16 protein-coding genes are annotated in these 13,582 nt (G+C 59.8%); 1 reads left to right on the top strand and 15 read right to left on the bottom strand.

Features of this window, described 5'->3' with window-relative positions; genetic code table 11:
- Window positions 1-2: 2 nt before the first annotated feature.
- The 12 genes from rlmN to trmJ form a co-directional block, all read right to left on the bottom strand.
- Window positions 3-1,151, bottom strand: coding sequence for a 23S rRNA (adenine(2503)-C(2))-methyltransferase RlmN (gene rlmN, locus DXT77_RS11755; RefSeq protein WP_119427715.1), 1,149 nt, complete (start codon window positions 1,149-1,151; stop codon window positions 3-5).
- Window positions 1,152-1,179: 28 nt separating this feature from the next.
- Complete coding sequence (ndk, locus tag DXT77_RS11750; protein WP_003227894.1) at window positions 1,180-1,605, bottom strand: nucleoside-diphosphate kinase; 426 nt, start codon at window positions 1,603-1,605, stop codon at window positions 1,180-1,182.
- 88 nt (window positions 1,606-1,693) lie between these two features.
- Entirely contained in the window at window positions 1,694-1,894 is a 201-nt protein-coding gene (gene iscX / locus DXT77_RS11745; protein WP_085709399.1) for a Fe-S cluster assembly protein IscX, read from the bottom strand.
- Window positions 1,895-1,908: 14 nt separating this feature from the next.
- Window positions 1,909-2,250 carry an ISC system 2Fe-2S type ferredoxin gene (gene fdx, locus DXT77_RS11740; protein ID WP_041071821.1) on the bottom strand — a complete coding sequence of 114 codons (342 nt, stop codon included), beginning with the start codon at window positions 2,248-2,250 and terminating at the stop codon, window positions 1,909-1,911.
- Window positions 2,250-4,115 (bottom strand): Fe-S protein assembly chaperone HscA, encoded by a 1,866-nt coding sequence (gene hscA, locus DXT77_RS11735; RefSeq protein ID WP_119427714.1) that lies wholly within the window; start codon window positions 4,113-4,115, stop codon window positions 2,250-2,252. Before hscA ends, fdx begins: the two co-directional genes overlap by 1 nt.
- Window positions 4,116-4,166: 51 nt before the next feature.
- Complete coding sequence (gene hscB, locus DXT77_RS11730; RefSeq protein WP_085709397.1) at window positions 4,167-4,688, bottom strand: co-chaperone HscB; 522 nt, start codon at window positions 4,686-4,688, stop codon at window positions 4,167-4,169.
- A gap of 8 nt (window positions 4,689-4,696) precedes the next feature.
- Window positions 4,697-5,020 carry an iron-sulfur cluster assembly protein IscA gene (gene iscA / locus DXT77_RS11725; RefSeq protein WP_003227904.1) on the bottom strand — a complete coding sequence of 108 codons (324 nt, stop codon included), beginning with the start codon at window positions 5,018-5,020 and terminating at the stop codon, window positions 4,697-4,699.
- Window positions 5,021-5,048: 28 nt separating this feature from the next.
- On the bottom strand, window positions 5,049-5,435 hold the full coding sequence (iscU, locus tag DXT77_RS11720; RefSeq protein WP_064589074.1) for a Fe-S cluster assembly scaffold IscU: 387 nt from the start codon (window positions 5,433-5,435) through the stop codon (window positions 5,049-5,051).
- A 101-nt stretch (window positions 5,436-5,536) separates the two neighbouring features.
- Window positions 5,537-6,751 carry an IscS subfamily cysteine desulfurase gene (locus DXT77_RS11715; protein WP_119427713.1) on the bottom strand — a complete coding sequence of 405 codons (1,215 nt, stop codon included), beginning with the start codon at window positions 6,749-6,751 and terminating at the stop codon, window positions 5,537-5,539.
- Window positions 6,752-6,801: 50 nt separating this feature from the next.
- Window positions 6,802-7,293, bottom strand: coding sequence for a Fe-S cluster assembly transcriptional regulator IscR (iscR, locus tag DXT77_RS11710; RefSeq protein WP_007956690.1), 492 nt, complete (start codon window positions 7,291-7,293; stop codon window positions 6,802-6,804).
- 168 nt (window positions 7,294-7,461) lie between these two features.
- A complete protein-coding gene (cysE, locus tag DXT77_RS11705; protein ID WP_119427712.1) occupies window positions 7,462-8,238 on the bottom strand; it encodes a serine O-acetyltransferase in 777 nt (258 codons plus the stop codon).
- A gap of 2 nt (window positions 8,239-8,240) precedes the next feature.
- Complete coding sequence (trmJ, locus tag DXT77_RS11700; RefSeq protein ID WP_007956692.1) at window positions 8,241-9,011, bottom strand: tRNA (cytosine(32)/uridine(32)-2'-O)-methyltransferase TrmJ; 771 nt, start codon at window positions 9,009-9,011, stop codon at window positions 8,241-8,243.
- A gap of 145 nt (window positions 9,012-9,156) precedes the next feature.
- Here trmJ and suhB point away from each other — a divergent pair, with 145 nt between their 5' ends.
- Complete coding sequence (gene suhB / locus DXT77_RS11695; RefSeq protein WP_085709393.1) at window positions 9,157-9,975, top strand: inositol-phosphate phosphatase; 819 nt, start codon at window positions 9,157-9,159, stop codon at window positions 9,973-9,975.
- Window positions 9,976-10,090: 115 nt separating this feature from the next.
- Here the strand turns inward: suhB and DXT77_RS11690 are convergent, their stop codons facing one another.
- The 3 genes from DXT77_RS11690 to secD form a co-directional block, all read right to left on the bottom strand.
- Complete coding sequence (locus DXT77_RS11690; RefSeq protein WP_085709392.1) at window positions 10,091-10,639, bottom strand: glycine zipper 2TM domain-containing protein; 549 nt, start codon at window positions 10,637-10,639, stop codon at window positions 10,091-10,093.
- A 120-nt stretch (window positions 10,640-10,759) separates the two neighbouring features.
- On the bottom strand, window positions 10,760-11,674 hold the full coding sequence (gene secF, locus DXT77_RS11685; RefSeq protein ID WP_085709391.1) for a protein translocase subunit SecF: 915 nt from the start codon (window positions 11,672-11,674) through the stop codon (window positions 10,760-10,762).
- 9 nt (window positions 11,675-11,683) lie between these two features.
- Window positions 11,684-13,552: a protein translocase subunit SecD gene (gene secD / locus DXT77_RS11680; RefSeq protein WP_119427711.1), complete on the bottom strand. Its 1,869-nt coding sequence runs from the start codon at window positions 13,550-13,552 to the stop codon at window positions 11,684-11,686.
- Window positions 13,553-13,582: the final 30 nt, after the last annotated feature.

The raw sequence follows: 13,582 nt of genomic DNA, 5'->3' as shown, positions 1-13,582 counted from the left end.
TCTTAGTTAGTGTTCGCGGCGTTCTGTGCCAGATCGCTGTCGGCGCTCAATTCGCGCACGGCGATGTAACGTTCGCTGCGACGGGTGCGATCCAGCACCTGCCCTACCAATTGACCGCAAGCCGCGTCGATGTCTTCACCACGGGTGGTGCGCACGGTCACGTTATAGCCCGCCTGATGCAGCTGATCCTGGAACCGGCGAATCGCGTTGTTGCTCGGCCGCTCGTAACCGGAATGCGGGAACGGGTTGAACGGAATCAGGTTGATCTTGCAGGGAATATCCTTGAGCAGCTCGATCATTTCCACAGCGTGCTCAAGCTTGTCGTTAATGTCCTTGAGCAAGGTGTACTCGATGGTCAGTACACGTTTCTCGCCCAGGGCGGACATGTAGCGCACACACGAATCGAGGAGCATCTTAAGCGGATATTTCTTGTTGATCGGCACCAATTGGTTACGCAATGCGTCATTCGGTGCGTGCAGGGACAACGCCAGGGACACGTCGATGTGCTTGGCCAGCTCATCGATCATCGGCACCACACCCGACGTGGACAGGGTCACGCGGCGCTTGGAGATCCCGTAGCCCAGATCATCCATCATCAGATGCATGGCGGCCACGACGTTGTCGAAGTTCAGCAGCGGTTCGCCCATGCCCATCATCACCACGTTGGTGATGGCGCGGTCGATGGTGGCCGGAACACTGCCGAAGGATTTGTTGGCAATCCACACCTGACCGATGACTTCGGCGGCGGTGAGGTTGCTGTTGAAGCCTTGCTTGCCGGTGGAGCAGAAACTGCAGTCCAGGGCACAGCCTGCCTGGGACGAAACGCACAGAGTGCCGCGTTTGCCCTGGGGAATGTAAACGGTCTCGACGCAGCTGCCGGACGCCACGCGCACCACCCACTTGCGGGTGCCGTCGCTGGAAATGTCCTCGCTGACCACTTCGGGACCGCGAACTTCAGCAACAGCCTTGAGCTTTTCGCGCAAGGCCTTGCTGACGTTCGTCATGGCGTCGAAATCATCGACGCCAAAGTGGTGAATCCATTTCATTACCTGACCGGCACGGAAACGCTTCTCCCCGATTGAGTCGAAGAATTTTTCCATTTCCGGCTGGGTCAGACCCAGCAGGTTGGTTTTAACAGTCGATGTAGTCATGGATTCACCTTCACTCTTAAGCCAATGCTTAGCGAGTGGTTACTTCAGTAGCTGCGAAGAAGTACGAGATTTCGCGAGCGGCAGCGGCTTCGGAGTCCGAACCGTGAACGGCGTTGGCGTCGATCGACTCAGCGAAGTCAGCACGGATGGTGCCGGCAGCAGCTTCTTTAGGGTTGGTAGCGCCCATCAGCTCACGGTTGCGAGCGATAGCGTTTTCGCCTTCCAGAACCTGAACGACAACCGGACCGGAGATCATGAAAGCAACCAGGTCACCGAAGAAACCGCGCTCTTTGTGCTCAGCGTAGAAGCCTTCAGCTTCGGCTTTGGACAGTTGCTTCATTTTCGAAGCAACCACTTTCAGACCAGCCTTTTCGAAACGGGTAACGATTTCGCCGGCAGCGCCTTTTGCAACGGCGTCAGGCTTGATGATGGAGAAAGTACGTTGAACAGCCATGGTGTAACTCCAGAAACGGTAATTTGCGAAAAATTAAACCCGCGAATTATACGCGGGTTCTTGGGTATTGCCTAACCTGCAAGGATGATCAGTCTATTTCATCATTCCAGAGCTGCTGAACCGCTTCCAACACCTTCTCGCCGACCCGGCCAGAGTTAGCGTCGAAGTCAGGCAGCTCCTTGATCCACTGCTGCAACTCGACGAAATTGACAGAATACGGATCTACACCCGGCTTGGCCTCAGCCAACTCTTCTGCAATACGTTGAACATCATTCCAACCGTAGCTCATGACAGTCTTACCAGTCAGTGCGGCGCTTCGGCCGCATGGTTAAGCGAATATTTCGGAATCTCGACGGTGAGGTCTTCCTCGCCGACGATGGCCTGACAGGCCAGACGCGACTGCGCCTCCAGACCCCAGGCACGATCGAGGAAATCTTCCTCCAACTCGTCAGCTTCTTCCAGCGAGTCGAAACCCTCGCGAATGATGCAGTGACAGGTGGTGCAGGCGCAGACGCCGCCGCAGGCGCTTTCCATCTCGATATGGTGTTCGTGGGCCAGCTCGAGAATCGAAGTGCCGGGCTCAGCCTCGACCACCATGCCTTCAGGGCAGAACTTCTCGTGGGGCAGAAAAATGACCTGCGGCATCAGATATCCTCGATTTCATTCAGGTTGCGCCCCGACAGAGCGGCTTTCACCGTCTGATCCATACGGCGGGCAGCAAAGGCATCGGTCACTTGCGACAGACGCTTGGTCTGCTGCTCGATGGCGTAACCATCGGTACCTTTCATCAGTTCAGTCAGTTCCTGCACCTGCAGATCGATGACCATGCGCTCTTCGGCGTCGAGCAAACGCTCGCCATCCGCCTCCAGAGCGCCCTGCACCGCTTCGATCAGGCGCTGGGCATCAACCTGCTGCTCGCGCAGGACGCGGGCAACCTTGTCGTCATTGGCGTGCTGGAACGAATCCTTGAGCATCTTGGCGATTTCGCCGTCGGTCAGACCGTAGGACGGCTTGACCTGAATGCTCGCCTCAACGCCCGAACCCAGTTCACGGGCAGAGACGCTGAGCAGACCGTCGGCATCGACCTGGAAGGTCACGCGAATCTTCGCCGCGCCTGCGACCATCGCCGGGATACCACGCAATTCGAAGCGAGCCAGGGAGCGGCAATCGCTGATCAGCTCGCGCTCGCCCTGCAACACATGGATCGCCATGGCCGACTGGCCGTCTTTATAAGTGGTGAAGTCTTGGGCGCGAGCAACCGGGATGGTGGTGTTGCGCGGAATTACCTTCTCCATCAGGCCGCCCATGGTTTCCAACCCCAGGGACAACGGAATCACATCGAGCAGCAGCAGTTCGCCACCATCGCGCTTGTTGCCGGCCAGTGTATCGGCCTGGATCGCGGCACCGATGGCCACTACCTGATCCGGGTCGATTTCGGTCAGCGGTTGACGGCCAAAGGCTTCGGCGACGGCTTCGCGAACACGTGGAACGCGGGTCGAACCACCGACCATGACCACGGCATGCACGTCTTCCAGCTCAATACCGGAGTCGCGAACGGCACGGCGACAGGCTTTCAGGCTGCGGGCGACCATCGGCTCGATCAGTGCGTCGAAGGCCTCGCGGGTCAGTTGTGCTTTCCAGTCACCATAAGCAACTACAACACTGTCGGCATTCGTCAGTGTTTCCTTGGCCGCGCAGGCGGTTTGCAGCAGATTGCGCTGCGCACCCGGATCGAGATCGGCGGACAGGCCCGCGCTTTCGATGATCCAGCCGGCAATCGCGTGGTCGAAATCGTCACCGCCCAGGGCACTGTCGCCACCGGTGGCCAGAACTTCGAAGACGCCGCCGGTCAGACGCAGAATCGAAATATCGAAAGTACCGCCGCCAAGGTCATAAATGGCGACCAGGCCTTCGGCATGCTGATCCAGACCATAAGCCACCGCAGCGGCGGTCGGCTCGTTGAGCAGGCGCAGTACGTTCAGACCGGCGAGTTTTGCCGCATCCTTCGTAGCCTGGCGCTGAGCGTCGTCGAAATAGGCCGGAACGGTAATCACCGCGCCGACCAGCTCGCCGCCCAAGGTCGCTTCCGCACGCTGGCGCAACACTTTCAGGATATCGGCAGAGACTTCGACCGGGCTTTTCGGGCCCTGCACGGTGTCGATGAACGGCATGTGCGATTCGCCGCCGACAAAGCGGTACGGCAGTTGATCGCCCAGTTGCTTGACGTCGGACAGGCCACGGCCCATCAGGCGCTTGACCGACAGCACGGTATTCAGGGGATCGGAGGACGCGGCCAGTTTGGCCGACTCGCCGACTTCGACGCGATCGGCGTGATAACGCACGGCGGAAGGCAGGATGACCCGCCCTTCGGCATCGGCCAGCGGCTCGGAAAGACCACTGCGCAACGCAGCGACCAGCGAATTGGTAGTGCCCAAGTCGATCCCCACAGCCAGACGACGCTGGTGCGGTTGAGGACTTTGGCCGGGTTCGGCGATCTGCAGTAGGGCCATCGTGATCAGGACTTATCTGTATATCAGGCGTGCGACCGGAGCGGCACTGGGTTAATCGTCGAGGCGCTCTTCTAACTGGCGCACTTCGTAGGTGAGCTTGTCGAGGAACTGCATGCGCCGCATCAGGCGCTCGGCCTGTTCACGTTGCGCTGCATCATCCCAACAGGCTGCGAAGCTTTCGTTCAGCTGCTCCTGGGCGGTCTTCAGGCGACGCTTGAAGGTCGCGACTCCCGCCAGGTCGGCACTGTCCTGCAGATCTTCGAGCTCTTCGCGCCATTGCATCTGCTGCAGAAGAAACTCGGGATCATGGACCGTGACTTCCATCGGCACTTCATGACCGCTGATGGTCAGCAGGTAACGTGCACGCTGGGCCGGACTCTTGAGCGTCTGATAGGCATCGTTGAGCCGTGCAGACTGCTCGAGCGCCGAACGCTGCTCACGCTCGGAAGCGTCGGCAAAGCGATCAGGATGAACGCCGCGCGCCAGCTCGCGATAGCGCGTGGCCAGTTGCTCGAGATCCAGACGAAAGCCCGGTTGCAGCTCGAATAAAGCGAAATGACAAGGAGTTCCCACGACCAGCCTCAGATGTTGAAGCTTTCGCCGCAGCCACACTCACCGCGCACGTTGGGATTGTTGAACTTGAAGCCTTCGTTCAACCCTTCCTTGACGAAATCGAGCTCGGTGCCGTCGAGGTAAGCCAGGCTCTTGGGGTCGATGATCACTTTTTCGCCGTGACTCTCGAACACCTGATCTTCTGCAACCACCTCGTCGACAAACTCCAGCACGTAGGCAAGGCCGGAACAGCCCGTGGTGCGAACACCCAGACGAATCCCTTCACCCTTGCCGCGCCCGTCGAGGGAGCGTCGCACGTGTCGAGCAGCCGCTTCTGTCATGCTGATAGCCATCGTTGACTCCTTACTCGTCGCCCAATACTTAGATCAAGCCTTTCTTCTGCTTGTAGTCGCGAACGGCCGCCTTGATGGCGTCTTCAGCGAGTACCGAGCAGTGGATTTTCACTGGCGGCAGGGCCAGTTCTTCGGCCAGCTGGGTGTTCTTGATGGTTTCCGCTTCGTCCAGGGTCTTGCCCTTCATCCACTCGGTGGCGAGTGAGCTGGAAGCGATAGCCGAACCGCAGCCGTAGGTCTTGAACTTGGCGTCTTCGATAACGCCCTGGTCGTTGACCTTGATCTGCAGACGCATCACGTCGCCGCACGCCGGAGCGCCGACCATGCCGGTGCCGACATCTGGATCTTCCGCGTCCATCTTGCCGACGTTACGCGGGTTTTCGTAGTGGTCGATGACCTTTTCGCTGTAAGCCATGATTCTCAATCCTCACTCATCAGGGCCGCTCTTGAGACCCTGCAACTGCGCTGCGCAAACCGCCGCGTCGCTACAGGATCCGTATCCGGCGGCTTCTATGTTTAGTGTGCCGCCCACTCGATCTTCGAGATATCGACGCCGTCTTTGTACATGTCCCACAGCGGCGACAGAGCGCGCAGCTTGGTAACGGCCTCGCAGACTTTCTGCGCGGCGTAATCGATTTCTTCTTCGGTGGTGAAACGGCCGAAGGTGAAGCGGATCGAACTGTGTGCCAGTTCGTCGTTGCGGCCCAGGGCGCGCAGTACGTACGAAGGCTCCAGGGACGCCGAGGTGCACGCCGAACCGGACGAAACCGCCAGATCCTTGAGTGCCATGATCAGCGACTCGCCCTCAACGTAGTTGAAGCTCAGGTTCAGGTTGTGCGGAACGCGTGCGGTCAGGCTGCCGTTGACGTACAGCTCTTCCAGATGCTCGACCTGTTTGTAGAAGCGATCGCTCAGGGCTTTGATGCGCACGTTTTCGGCAGCCATGTCTTCCTTGGCCACACGGAACGCTTCGCCCATGCCGACGATCTGGTGGGTCGCCAGGGTGCCGGAACGCATGCCACGCTCGTGACCGCCACCGTGCATGGTCGCTTCGATGCGCACACGCGGCTTGCGGCTGACGTACAGCGCGCCGATGCCTTTAGGACCGTAGGTCTTGTGGGCAGAGAACGACATCATGTCGACTTTCAGCTTCTGCAGGTCGATTTCGACCTTGCCGGTGGACTGAGCGGCGTCGACGTGGAACAGAATGCCTTTCGAACGGGTCAGCTCGCCGATGGCGGCGATGTCGTTGACCGTACCGATTTCGTTGTTCACGTGCATCACCGACACCAGGATGGTGTCTTCACGCAGCGCGGCTTCGATCATGGCCGGTGTGATCAGACCGTCTTCGGTCGGCTCGAGGTAGGTCACTTCGAAACCTTCACGCTCCAGTTGGCGCATGGTGTCGAGGACAGCCTTGTGCTCGATCTTGGAGGTGATCAGGTGCTTGCCCTTGGAGGCGTAGAAATGTGCCGCACCCTTGATTGCCAGGTTGTCGGACTCGGTGGCACCGGAGGTCCAGACGATTTCGCGCGGGTCGGCGTTGACCAGGTCGGCCACCTGACGACGGGCGTTTTCGACGGACTCTTCGGCCTTCCAGCCGAACACGTGGGAACGGGACGCCGGGTTACCGAAGTTTCCGTCGACCAGCAGGCATTCACTCATCTTTTGCGCAACGCGCGGATCGACCGGGGTGGTCGAAGAGTAATCAAGGTAAATCGGCAATTTCATGGACTATCTCCTAAATCAGGCTGGCTGGCGTGCCGCTAGCTCTCTGGCTGTCATTCGACGGCGGACGCTTCAATCTTGTCCAGGCGCGGCGCCTTGCCATTGCAACGACGCTGATCCTGACGCTGGGCCACTTCCTGCACCTCACGGCGAGTTACGAGGTCGGCCAAGCTGATACCGCTGAGAAATTCGTGAATCTGCAGGCTCAGGTCGCACCACAGGTGATGGGTCAGGCAGGTGTCGCCGGAATGGCAATCGCCCTGGCCCTGGCATTTTGTTGCATCGACCGATTCGTTCACCGCATCGATCACCTGGGCGACCTGGATGCCCTGCATGTCGCGGGACAACTGGTAGCCACCGCCCGGACCGCGAACACTGGATACCAGGTTGCTGCGGCGCAGCTTGGCGAAAAGCTGTTCGAGATAGGACAGGGAGATGCCTTGGCGCTCGGAGATATCGGCCAGGGACACCGGCCCGTGCTGCGCATGCAACGCCAGGTCAAGCATGGCGGTCACAGCGTATCGGCCTTTTGTAGTCAGTCGCATGGACAATTACCACGGAGTTCGGAATGGGCGGGAGTATGCAATTCCCGAGCATTTAAGTCAACTATAAGACCTAGTGCTTTAGTCGGGTTTACCCGCAAAAGAGCGCGCGAATGATAGCAGGGTCTGCGGCTTAATGGCACACCGGCCGGCAGCAGCCCTGCAAGCGCATCAATGCGTCGTGGATTCGTCCTTGCCCTGGACGCAGGCGAAGTCTTCTTCGCGCAGCTCAGGCAGATCTTTCGCACAGTAATTGCTGCCCAGATCCTTCAACGCCCCGCACATCCCTTCCAGACGGCCATCCACCGCCTGCAGGTGATCGAGCAATTGGCCAATGGCACGCGCCACCGGGTCCGGCATGTCACCGCTCACGCCATAGGCATCGAAACCGATCTTTTCGGCCATCGCCTTGCGTTTCGCATCGGCTTCATCATCGGACTTGACGATGATCCGCCCCGGAATGCCCACCACAGTGGCGCCCGGCGGCACTTCCTTGGTCACCACCGCATTGGAACCGACCTTGGCGCCAGCACCAACCGTGAACGGGCCGAGCACCTTCGCCCCAGCCCCCACTACAACGCCATCGCCGAGCGTCGGATGACGCTTGCCCTTGTTCCAGCTAGTGCCTCCAAGGGTCACGCCCTGATAGATGGTGACGTCATCGCCGATTTCAGCGGTTTCGCCAATGACGATGCCCATGCCATGGTCGATAAAGAAGCGCCGCCCAACCTTGGCGCCTGGATGAATCTCGATTCCGGTCAGCCAGCGACCGAAGTTCGACACCAGCCGCGCCAGCCATTTTAGATCATTGCGCCAGAGCATGCCGGCCAGTCGATGAATCCAGATCGCATGCATGCCGGGGTAGCAGGTCAGGACTTCAAAAGCGTTACGCGCCGCCGGGTCTCGGTGGAATACGCTCTGGATATCTTCACGCAAACGCTCGAACATCATTAATCCTTCCGCTTAAGGAGCTCGCCACGGGCCGCTTTCTGGGTTTCCGTGAGGATGCCACGCAAAATATTCATTTCCGCCCGGCTGACCGAGCTGCGTCCGTACAACCGGCGCAGGCGCGCCATCAAGTGCCGAGGCTTTTCCGGATCGAGGAATTCGATGGCCACCAGGGTCTGCTCCAGGTGCTCATAGAATCGCTCCAGCTCATCCATGGTCGCCAGCTCGGCGCTTTTCACGGAGGCCACTTCTTCTTTCTCGATCTTGGTCGGCTGCCCTTGAGCGGCCAGCCAGGCCATGCGCACTTCATAACTCAACACCTGCACCGCCGCCCCGAGATTCAGCGAGCTGAATTCAGGATCGGAGGGGATGTGCACGTGATAGTGACATCGCTGCAGCTCGTCGTTGGTCAGGCCGGAGTCTTCACGCCCGAATACCAGCGCGATTTCCGCGCCCTGCCCGGCCTCCTCGACCACTTTGGTCCCGCATTCGCGCGGATCCAGCAGCGGCCAGGGAATGCGCCGGTCACGGGCACTGGTGCCGAGCACCAGATTGCAGCCGACCAGGGCGTCTTCCAAGGTGGCGACGACTTGCGCATTTTCAAGGATGTCACCGGCACCCGAGGCGCGGGCATCGGCTTCGTGATGCGGAAAGACTCGCGGATCGACCAGCACCAGCCGCGACAAACCCATGTTTTTCATGGCGCGCGCGGTCCCGCCGATGTTTCCCGGGTGGCTGGTATTGACCAGGACGACACGAATGTTTTGCAGCACGGCGGGCGCTCTCGGACTGGGGAAAGGGGTGCAAATCTTACAGAACAGCCTACCGTTAAGCTATGAAAGCGAACAGCGACCTTCACCTGAAGAAAAGTTCTGATAGAATGCGCGGCTTTCTTTAACAACCTTAGGTGACACATCCATGCAGCCCATGCTGAATATCGCGCTGCGCGCCGCCCGCAGCGCCAGTGAACTGATCTTCCGCTCCATCGAGCGCCTGGATACCATCAAGGTCGACGAAAAAGACGCCAAGGATTACGTATCCGAGGTCGATCGCGCCGCCGAACAGAAAATCATCGACGCCCTGCGCAAGGCTTACCCGAATCACTCGATCATGGGTGAAGAGACCGGCATGCACGCCGGCAGCGGCATCGAAGGCGAAGAATACCTGTGGATCATCGATCCGCTGGACGGCACCACCAATTTCCTGCGCGGCATTCCTCACTTCGCTGTCAGCATTGCCTGCAAATACCGTGGCCGCCTGGAACACGCCGTTGTTCTGGATCCGGTTCGCCAGGAAGAATTCACCGCCAGCCGTGGTCGCGGCGCTCAACTGAACGGTCGTCGTCTGCGTGTCAGCGGTCGCACCAGCCTGGACGGTGCCCTGCTCGGCACCGGTTTCCCGTTCCGTGACGACCAGATGGACAACCTCGACAACTACCTGGGCATGTTCCGCGCCCTGGTTGGCCAGACTGCCGGCATCCGCCGCGCCGGATCGGCGAGCCTGGACCTGGCTTACGTTGCTGCCGGTCGTTTCGACGCGTTCTGGGAGTCGGGCCTGTCCGAGTGGGACATGGCGGCTGGCGCCCTGCTGATTCAGGAAGCCGGCGGTCTGGTGAGCGACTTCACCGGCGGTCACGACTTCCTTGAAAAAGGCCACGTCGTTGCCGGCAACACCAAATGCTTCAAGGCAGTTCTGACGGCGATCCAGCCGCACCTGCCGGCCTCGCTGAAGCGCTAAGCTTCTCGCGAAACCGGAAAAGCACCCTTCGGGGTGCTTTTTTTATGCCTGTCATCACGTTAATCCCGGGCACAAAAAAGCACCCCGAAGGGTGCTTCTTTTTTACTACAACCGCTTATTGCCCAGGCTGCGCCTGCGACAGGATCAGCTTGCCTTCCTTGTCGACCGGAATCTGGTTGCCCGGATCACGATCCATCCGCACTTTGCCTTCCTTGCCGTCCAGCGAATAGCGGACGTCATAACCTACGACCTTGTCGCTGATGTCATTCACCGTATTACAGCGAGTCTGAGTGGTGGTGTAGGTATCGCGATTCTGCATGCCTTCCTGCACCTTGTTGCCGGCATAACCGCCACCGACCGCGCCAGCTACCGTGGCAATCTTCTTGCCGGTGCCGCCGCCGATCTGGTTACCCAGCAAACCACCTGCCACGGCACCGATGGCGGTACCGAGAATCTGGTGTTGATCCTTGACCGGCGCCTGCCGGGTCACAGCGACATCCTTGCATACTTCACGTGGCGTCTTGATCTGTGTCTTGACCGGTTCAACGGCCAGAACCTGCGCATACTCAGGGCCGCTTTTAACCAGGCTGTAGGTGGCAACAGCGCCCCCGGCAGTCACACCGACAGCACCCAGTACCGCACCAACCAGCAACGACTTGTTCACATGAACCTCCTGACCATCACATGCGGGACGCGCCCGCGCTTCTCCCAGCCTTGGAGCAATAAAAAAGGCGCGAGTTCAACTCGCGCCTTTTTTGACTGACAACCGGGGAAACGATGGCCGTTATGGACGGTCGTCGACTTCCTTCTCGGTATTGGCCGGCGGAATCAGGTCTTCCGAGGACAGGTTCAGCCAGATCAGCACCACGTTGGCGATGTAGATCGACGAGTAGGTACCCGCCAGAACACCGATGAACAGGGCGATCGAGAAGCCGAACAGGTTGTCGCCACCGAAGAACAGCAGCGCCGCGATCGCCAGCAAGGTGGAGATCGAAGTCGCCATGGTGCGCAGCAGGGTCTGCGTGGTCGAGATGTTGATGTTCTCGATCAGCGAAGCCTTGCGCAGCACGCGGAAGTTCTCACGCACCCGGTCGAACACGACGATGGTGTCGTTCAGCGAGTAACCGATGATCGCCAGTACCGCCGCCAGCACCGTCAGGTCGAAGGTGATCTGGAAAAACGACAGGATACCCACGGTCACGATCACGTCGTGAATCAGCGAAACGATGGCACCGACCGCGAATTTCCACTGAAAGCGGAAAGCCAGGTAGATCAGGATGCCGCCGAGCGCCAGCAGCATGCCGAGGCCGCCCTGGTCGCGCAGCTCTTCACCGACCTGCGGGCCGACGAACTCGACACGCTTGACCGTCGCCGGGTTTTCACCGCCGACCTTCTGCAGCGCTTCCGCCACCTGATGGCCCAGCTGCGGGTCTTCACCCGGCATGCGTACCAGCAGGTCGGTGGTCGCACCGAAGTTCTGCACGACCGCTTCGTGATAACCGGCGGTAACCAGTTGCTCACGCACCTTGGTGACGTCGGCCGGACGCTCGTAGGTCAGCTCGATGAGCGTACCGCCGGTGAAGTCCAGGCCCCAGTTCATGCCCTTGTGGAACACGCTGAACAAGGCCAGCACGGTAAGGAACAATGTGACGCCGAACGCGAAGTTGCGAACGCCCATGAAGTTGATTGTACGTAACATGGCAGCCCCTTAAATCCACAACTTCTTGAAGTCACGACCGCCGAAGATCAGGTTGACCATCGCGCGGGTCACCATGATGGCCGTGAACATCGAGGTAAAGATCCCGAGGGACATAGTCACTGCGAAGCCCTTCACCGGGCCGGTGCCCATGGCGAAGAGGATGCCGCCGACCAGCAAGGTGGTCAGGTTGGCGTCGAGAATCGCGGTGAATGCCCGGCCGAAGCCTTCGTTGATTGCACGCTGCACGGTCATGCCGGCGGCGATCTCTTCGCGGATCCGCGAGAAGATCAGCACGTTGGCGTCGACCGCCATACCCATGGTCAACACGATACCGGCGATACCCGGCAGGGTCAGGGTTGCACCCAGCAGCGACATCAGCGCCAGCAGCAGCACCATGTTCACCGCCAGAGCGACGGTGGCGATCAGGCCGAAGAAGCGGTAGATGGCGATGATAAACAGCGAGACGAACAGCATGCCCCACAGCGATGCATCGATACCCTTGGTGATGTTGTCCGCACCCAGGCTCGGGCCGATGGTACGTTCTTCAGCGAAGTACATCGGAGCCGCCAGACCACCGGCACGCAGCAGCAGCGCCAGCTCGGAAGACTCGCCCTGGCCGTTCAGGCCGGTGATGCGGAACTGCGCACCCAGCGGCGACTGAATGGTCGCCAGGCTGATGATCTTCTTCTCTTCCTTGAAGGACTGCACCGGCACGTCTTTCTCGACGCCGTCGACCATCTGCTTGACGTAGGTGGTCACCGGACGCTGCTCGATGAAGATCACCGCCATGCTGCGACCGACATTGCTGCGGGTCGCGCGGCTCATCAGTTCGCCACCGTGGCCATCCAGACGGATGTTCACTTCAGGTGTGCCGTGCTCGCCGAAACCGGCCTTGGCATCGGTCACCTGGTCACCGGTGATGATCAGGCTACGCTCGATCTGTGCCGGAGGACGCTTGCCTTCGCGGAACTCGAAAGTCTCGGAAGTGGCTTTCGAAGCGCCAGGCTCGGCGGCCAGCCGGAATTCCAGGTTGGCGGTCTTGCCGAGGATACGCTTGGCTTCGGCAGTGTCCTGCACGCCCGGCAGCTCAACCACGATGCGGTTGGCGCCCTGACGCTGGACGATCGGTTCGGCAACACCCAGCTCGTTGACGCGGTTACGTACCGTGGTCAGGTTCTGCTTGATGGAGTATTCACGGATTTCCGCCAGCTTGGCCGGGGTCATCGCCAGACGCAGCACCGGTTGACCGTTGAGGTCGGCCGGAACAATGTCGAAATCGTTGAAGTTCTTGCGGATCAGCGCACGGGCCTGTTCGCGGGAGTCAGCATCGCTGAAGCCCAACTGAATGGCGCCATTGAGCTGCGGCAGGCTGCGATAGCGCAGTTTCTCTTTGCGCAGCAGGCTCTTGACGTCGCCTTCGTAGACTTTCAGGCGTGCGTCGAGGGCTTTGTCCATGTCCACTTCCAGCAGGAAGTGCACACCACCGGACAAGTCCAGACCCAGCTTCATCGGGTGCGCGGCCAGGCTGCGCAGCCATTGCGGGGTGGTCTGTGCCAGGTTCAGCGCGACAACGTAGTCATCACCCAACGCCTTGCGCACAACGTCTTTGGCCGGCAACTGGTCTTCAGCCTTGGTCAGACGGATCAGGCCGCCCTTGCCGTTGGCTGCCAGGCTCGACGCCTTGACGTTGATCCCGGATTCCTTGAGCGCGGTGCTCACGCGGTCCAGGTCGGCCTGGTTGACCTGCAGGGCCGTGCTGGCTCCGCTGATCTGGATGGCCGGGTCATCGGGGTATAGATTCGGAGCGGAATAAATCAGACCGATCGCCAGCACCGCCAGGATCAGAATGTATTTCCACAGAGGATATTTGTTCAGCATCACGCCGCCCGTTATGACGCGGGGCGCCTT

Source organism: Pseudomonas sp. 91RF (genome assembly GCF_003576265.1).
Taxonomy (GTDB): Bacteria; Pseudomonadota; Gammaproteobacteria; order Pseudomonadales; family Pseudomonadaceae; genus Aquipseudomonas; species Aquipseudomonas kribbensis.
This window is presented reverse-complemented; position numbering and strand designations above follow the sequence as displayed.

Coding starts and splice junctions, on each gene's coding strand:
- rlmN (WP_119427715.1), bottom strand. CDS start 1,151: ATGACTACATCGACTGTTAAAACCAACCTGCTGGGTCTGACCCAGCCG.
- ndk (WP_003227894.1), bottom strand. CDS start 1,605: ATGGCTGTTCAACGTACTTTCTCCATCATCAAGCCTGACGCCGTTGCA.
- iscX (WP_085709399.1), bottom strand. CDS start 1,894: ATGAGCTACGGTTGGAATGATGTTCAACGTATTGCAGAAGAGTTGGCT.
- fdx (WP_041071821.1), bottom strand. CDS start 2,250: ATGCCGCAGGTCATTTTTCTGCCCCACGAGAAGTTCTGCCCTGAAGGC.
- hscA (WP_119427714.1), bottom strand. CDS start 4,115: ATGGCCCTACTGCAGATCGCCGAACCCGGCCAAAGTCCTCAACCGCAC.
- iscA (WP_003227904.1), bottom strand. CDS start 5,020: ATGGCTATCAGCATGACAGAAGCGGCTGCTCGACACGTGCGACGCTCC.
- iscU (WP_064589074.1), bottom strand. CDS start 5,435: ATGGCTTACAGCGAAAAGGTCATCGACCACTACGAAAACCCGCGTAAC.
- DXT77_RS11715 (WP_119427713.1), bottom strand. CDS start 6,751: ATGAAATTGCCGATTTACCTTGATTACTCTTCGACCACCCCGGTCGAT.
- iscR (WP_007956690.1), bottom strand. CDS start 7,293: ATGCGACTGACTACAAAAGGCCGATACGCTGTGACCGCCATGCTTGAC.
- cysE (WP_119427712.1), bottom strand. CDS start 8,238: ATGTTCGAGCGTTTGCGTGAAGATATCCAGAGCGTATTCCACCGAGAC.
- suhB (WP_085709393.1), top strand. CDS start 9,157: ATGCAGCCCATGCTGAATATCGCGCTGCGCGCCGCCCGCAGCGCCAGT.
- secF (WP_085709391.1), bottom strand. CDS start 11,674: ATGTTACGTACAATCAACTTCATGGGCGTTCGCAACTTCGCGTTCGGC.
- secD (WP_119427711.1), bottom strand. CDS start 13,552: ATGCTGAACAAATATCCTCTGTGGAAATACATTCTGATCCTGGCGGTG.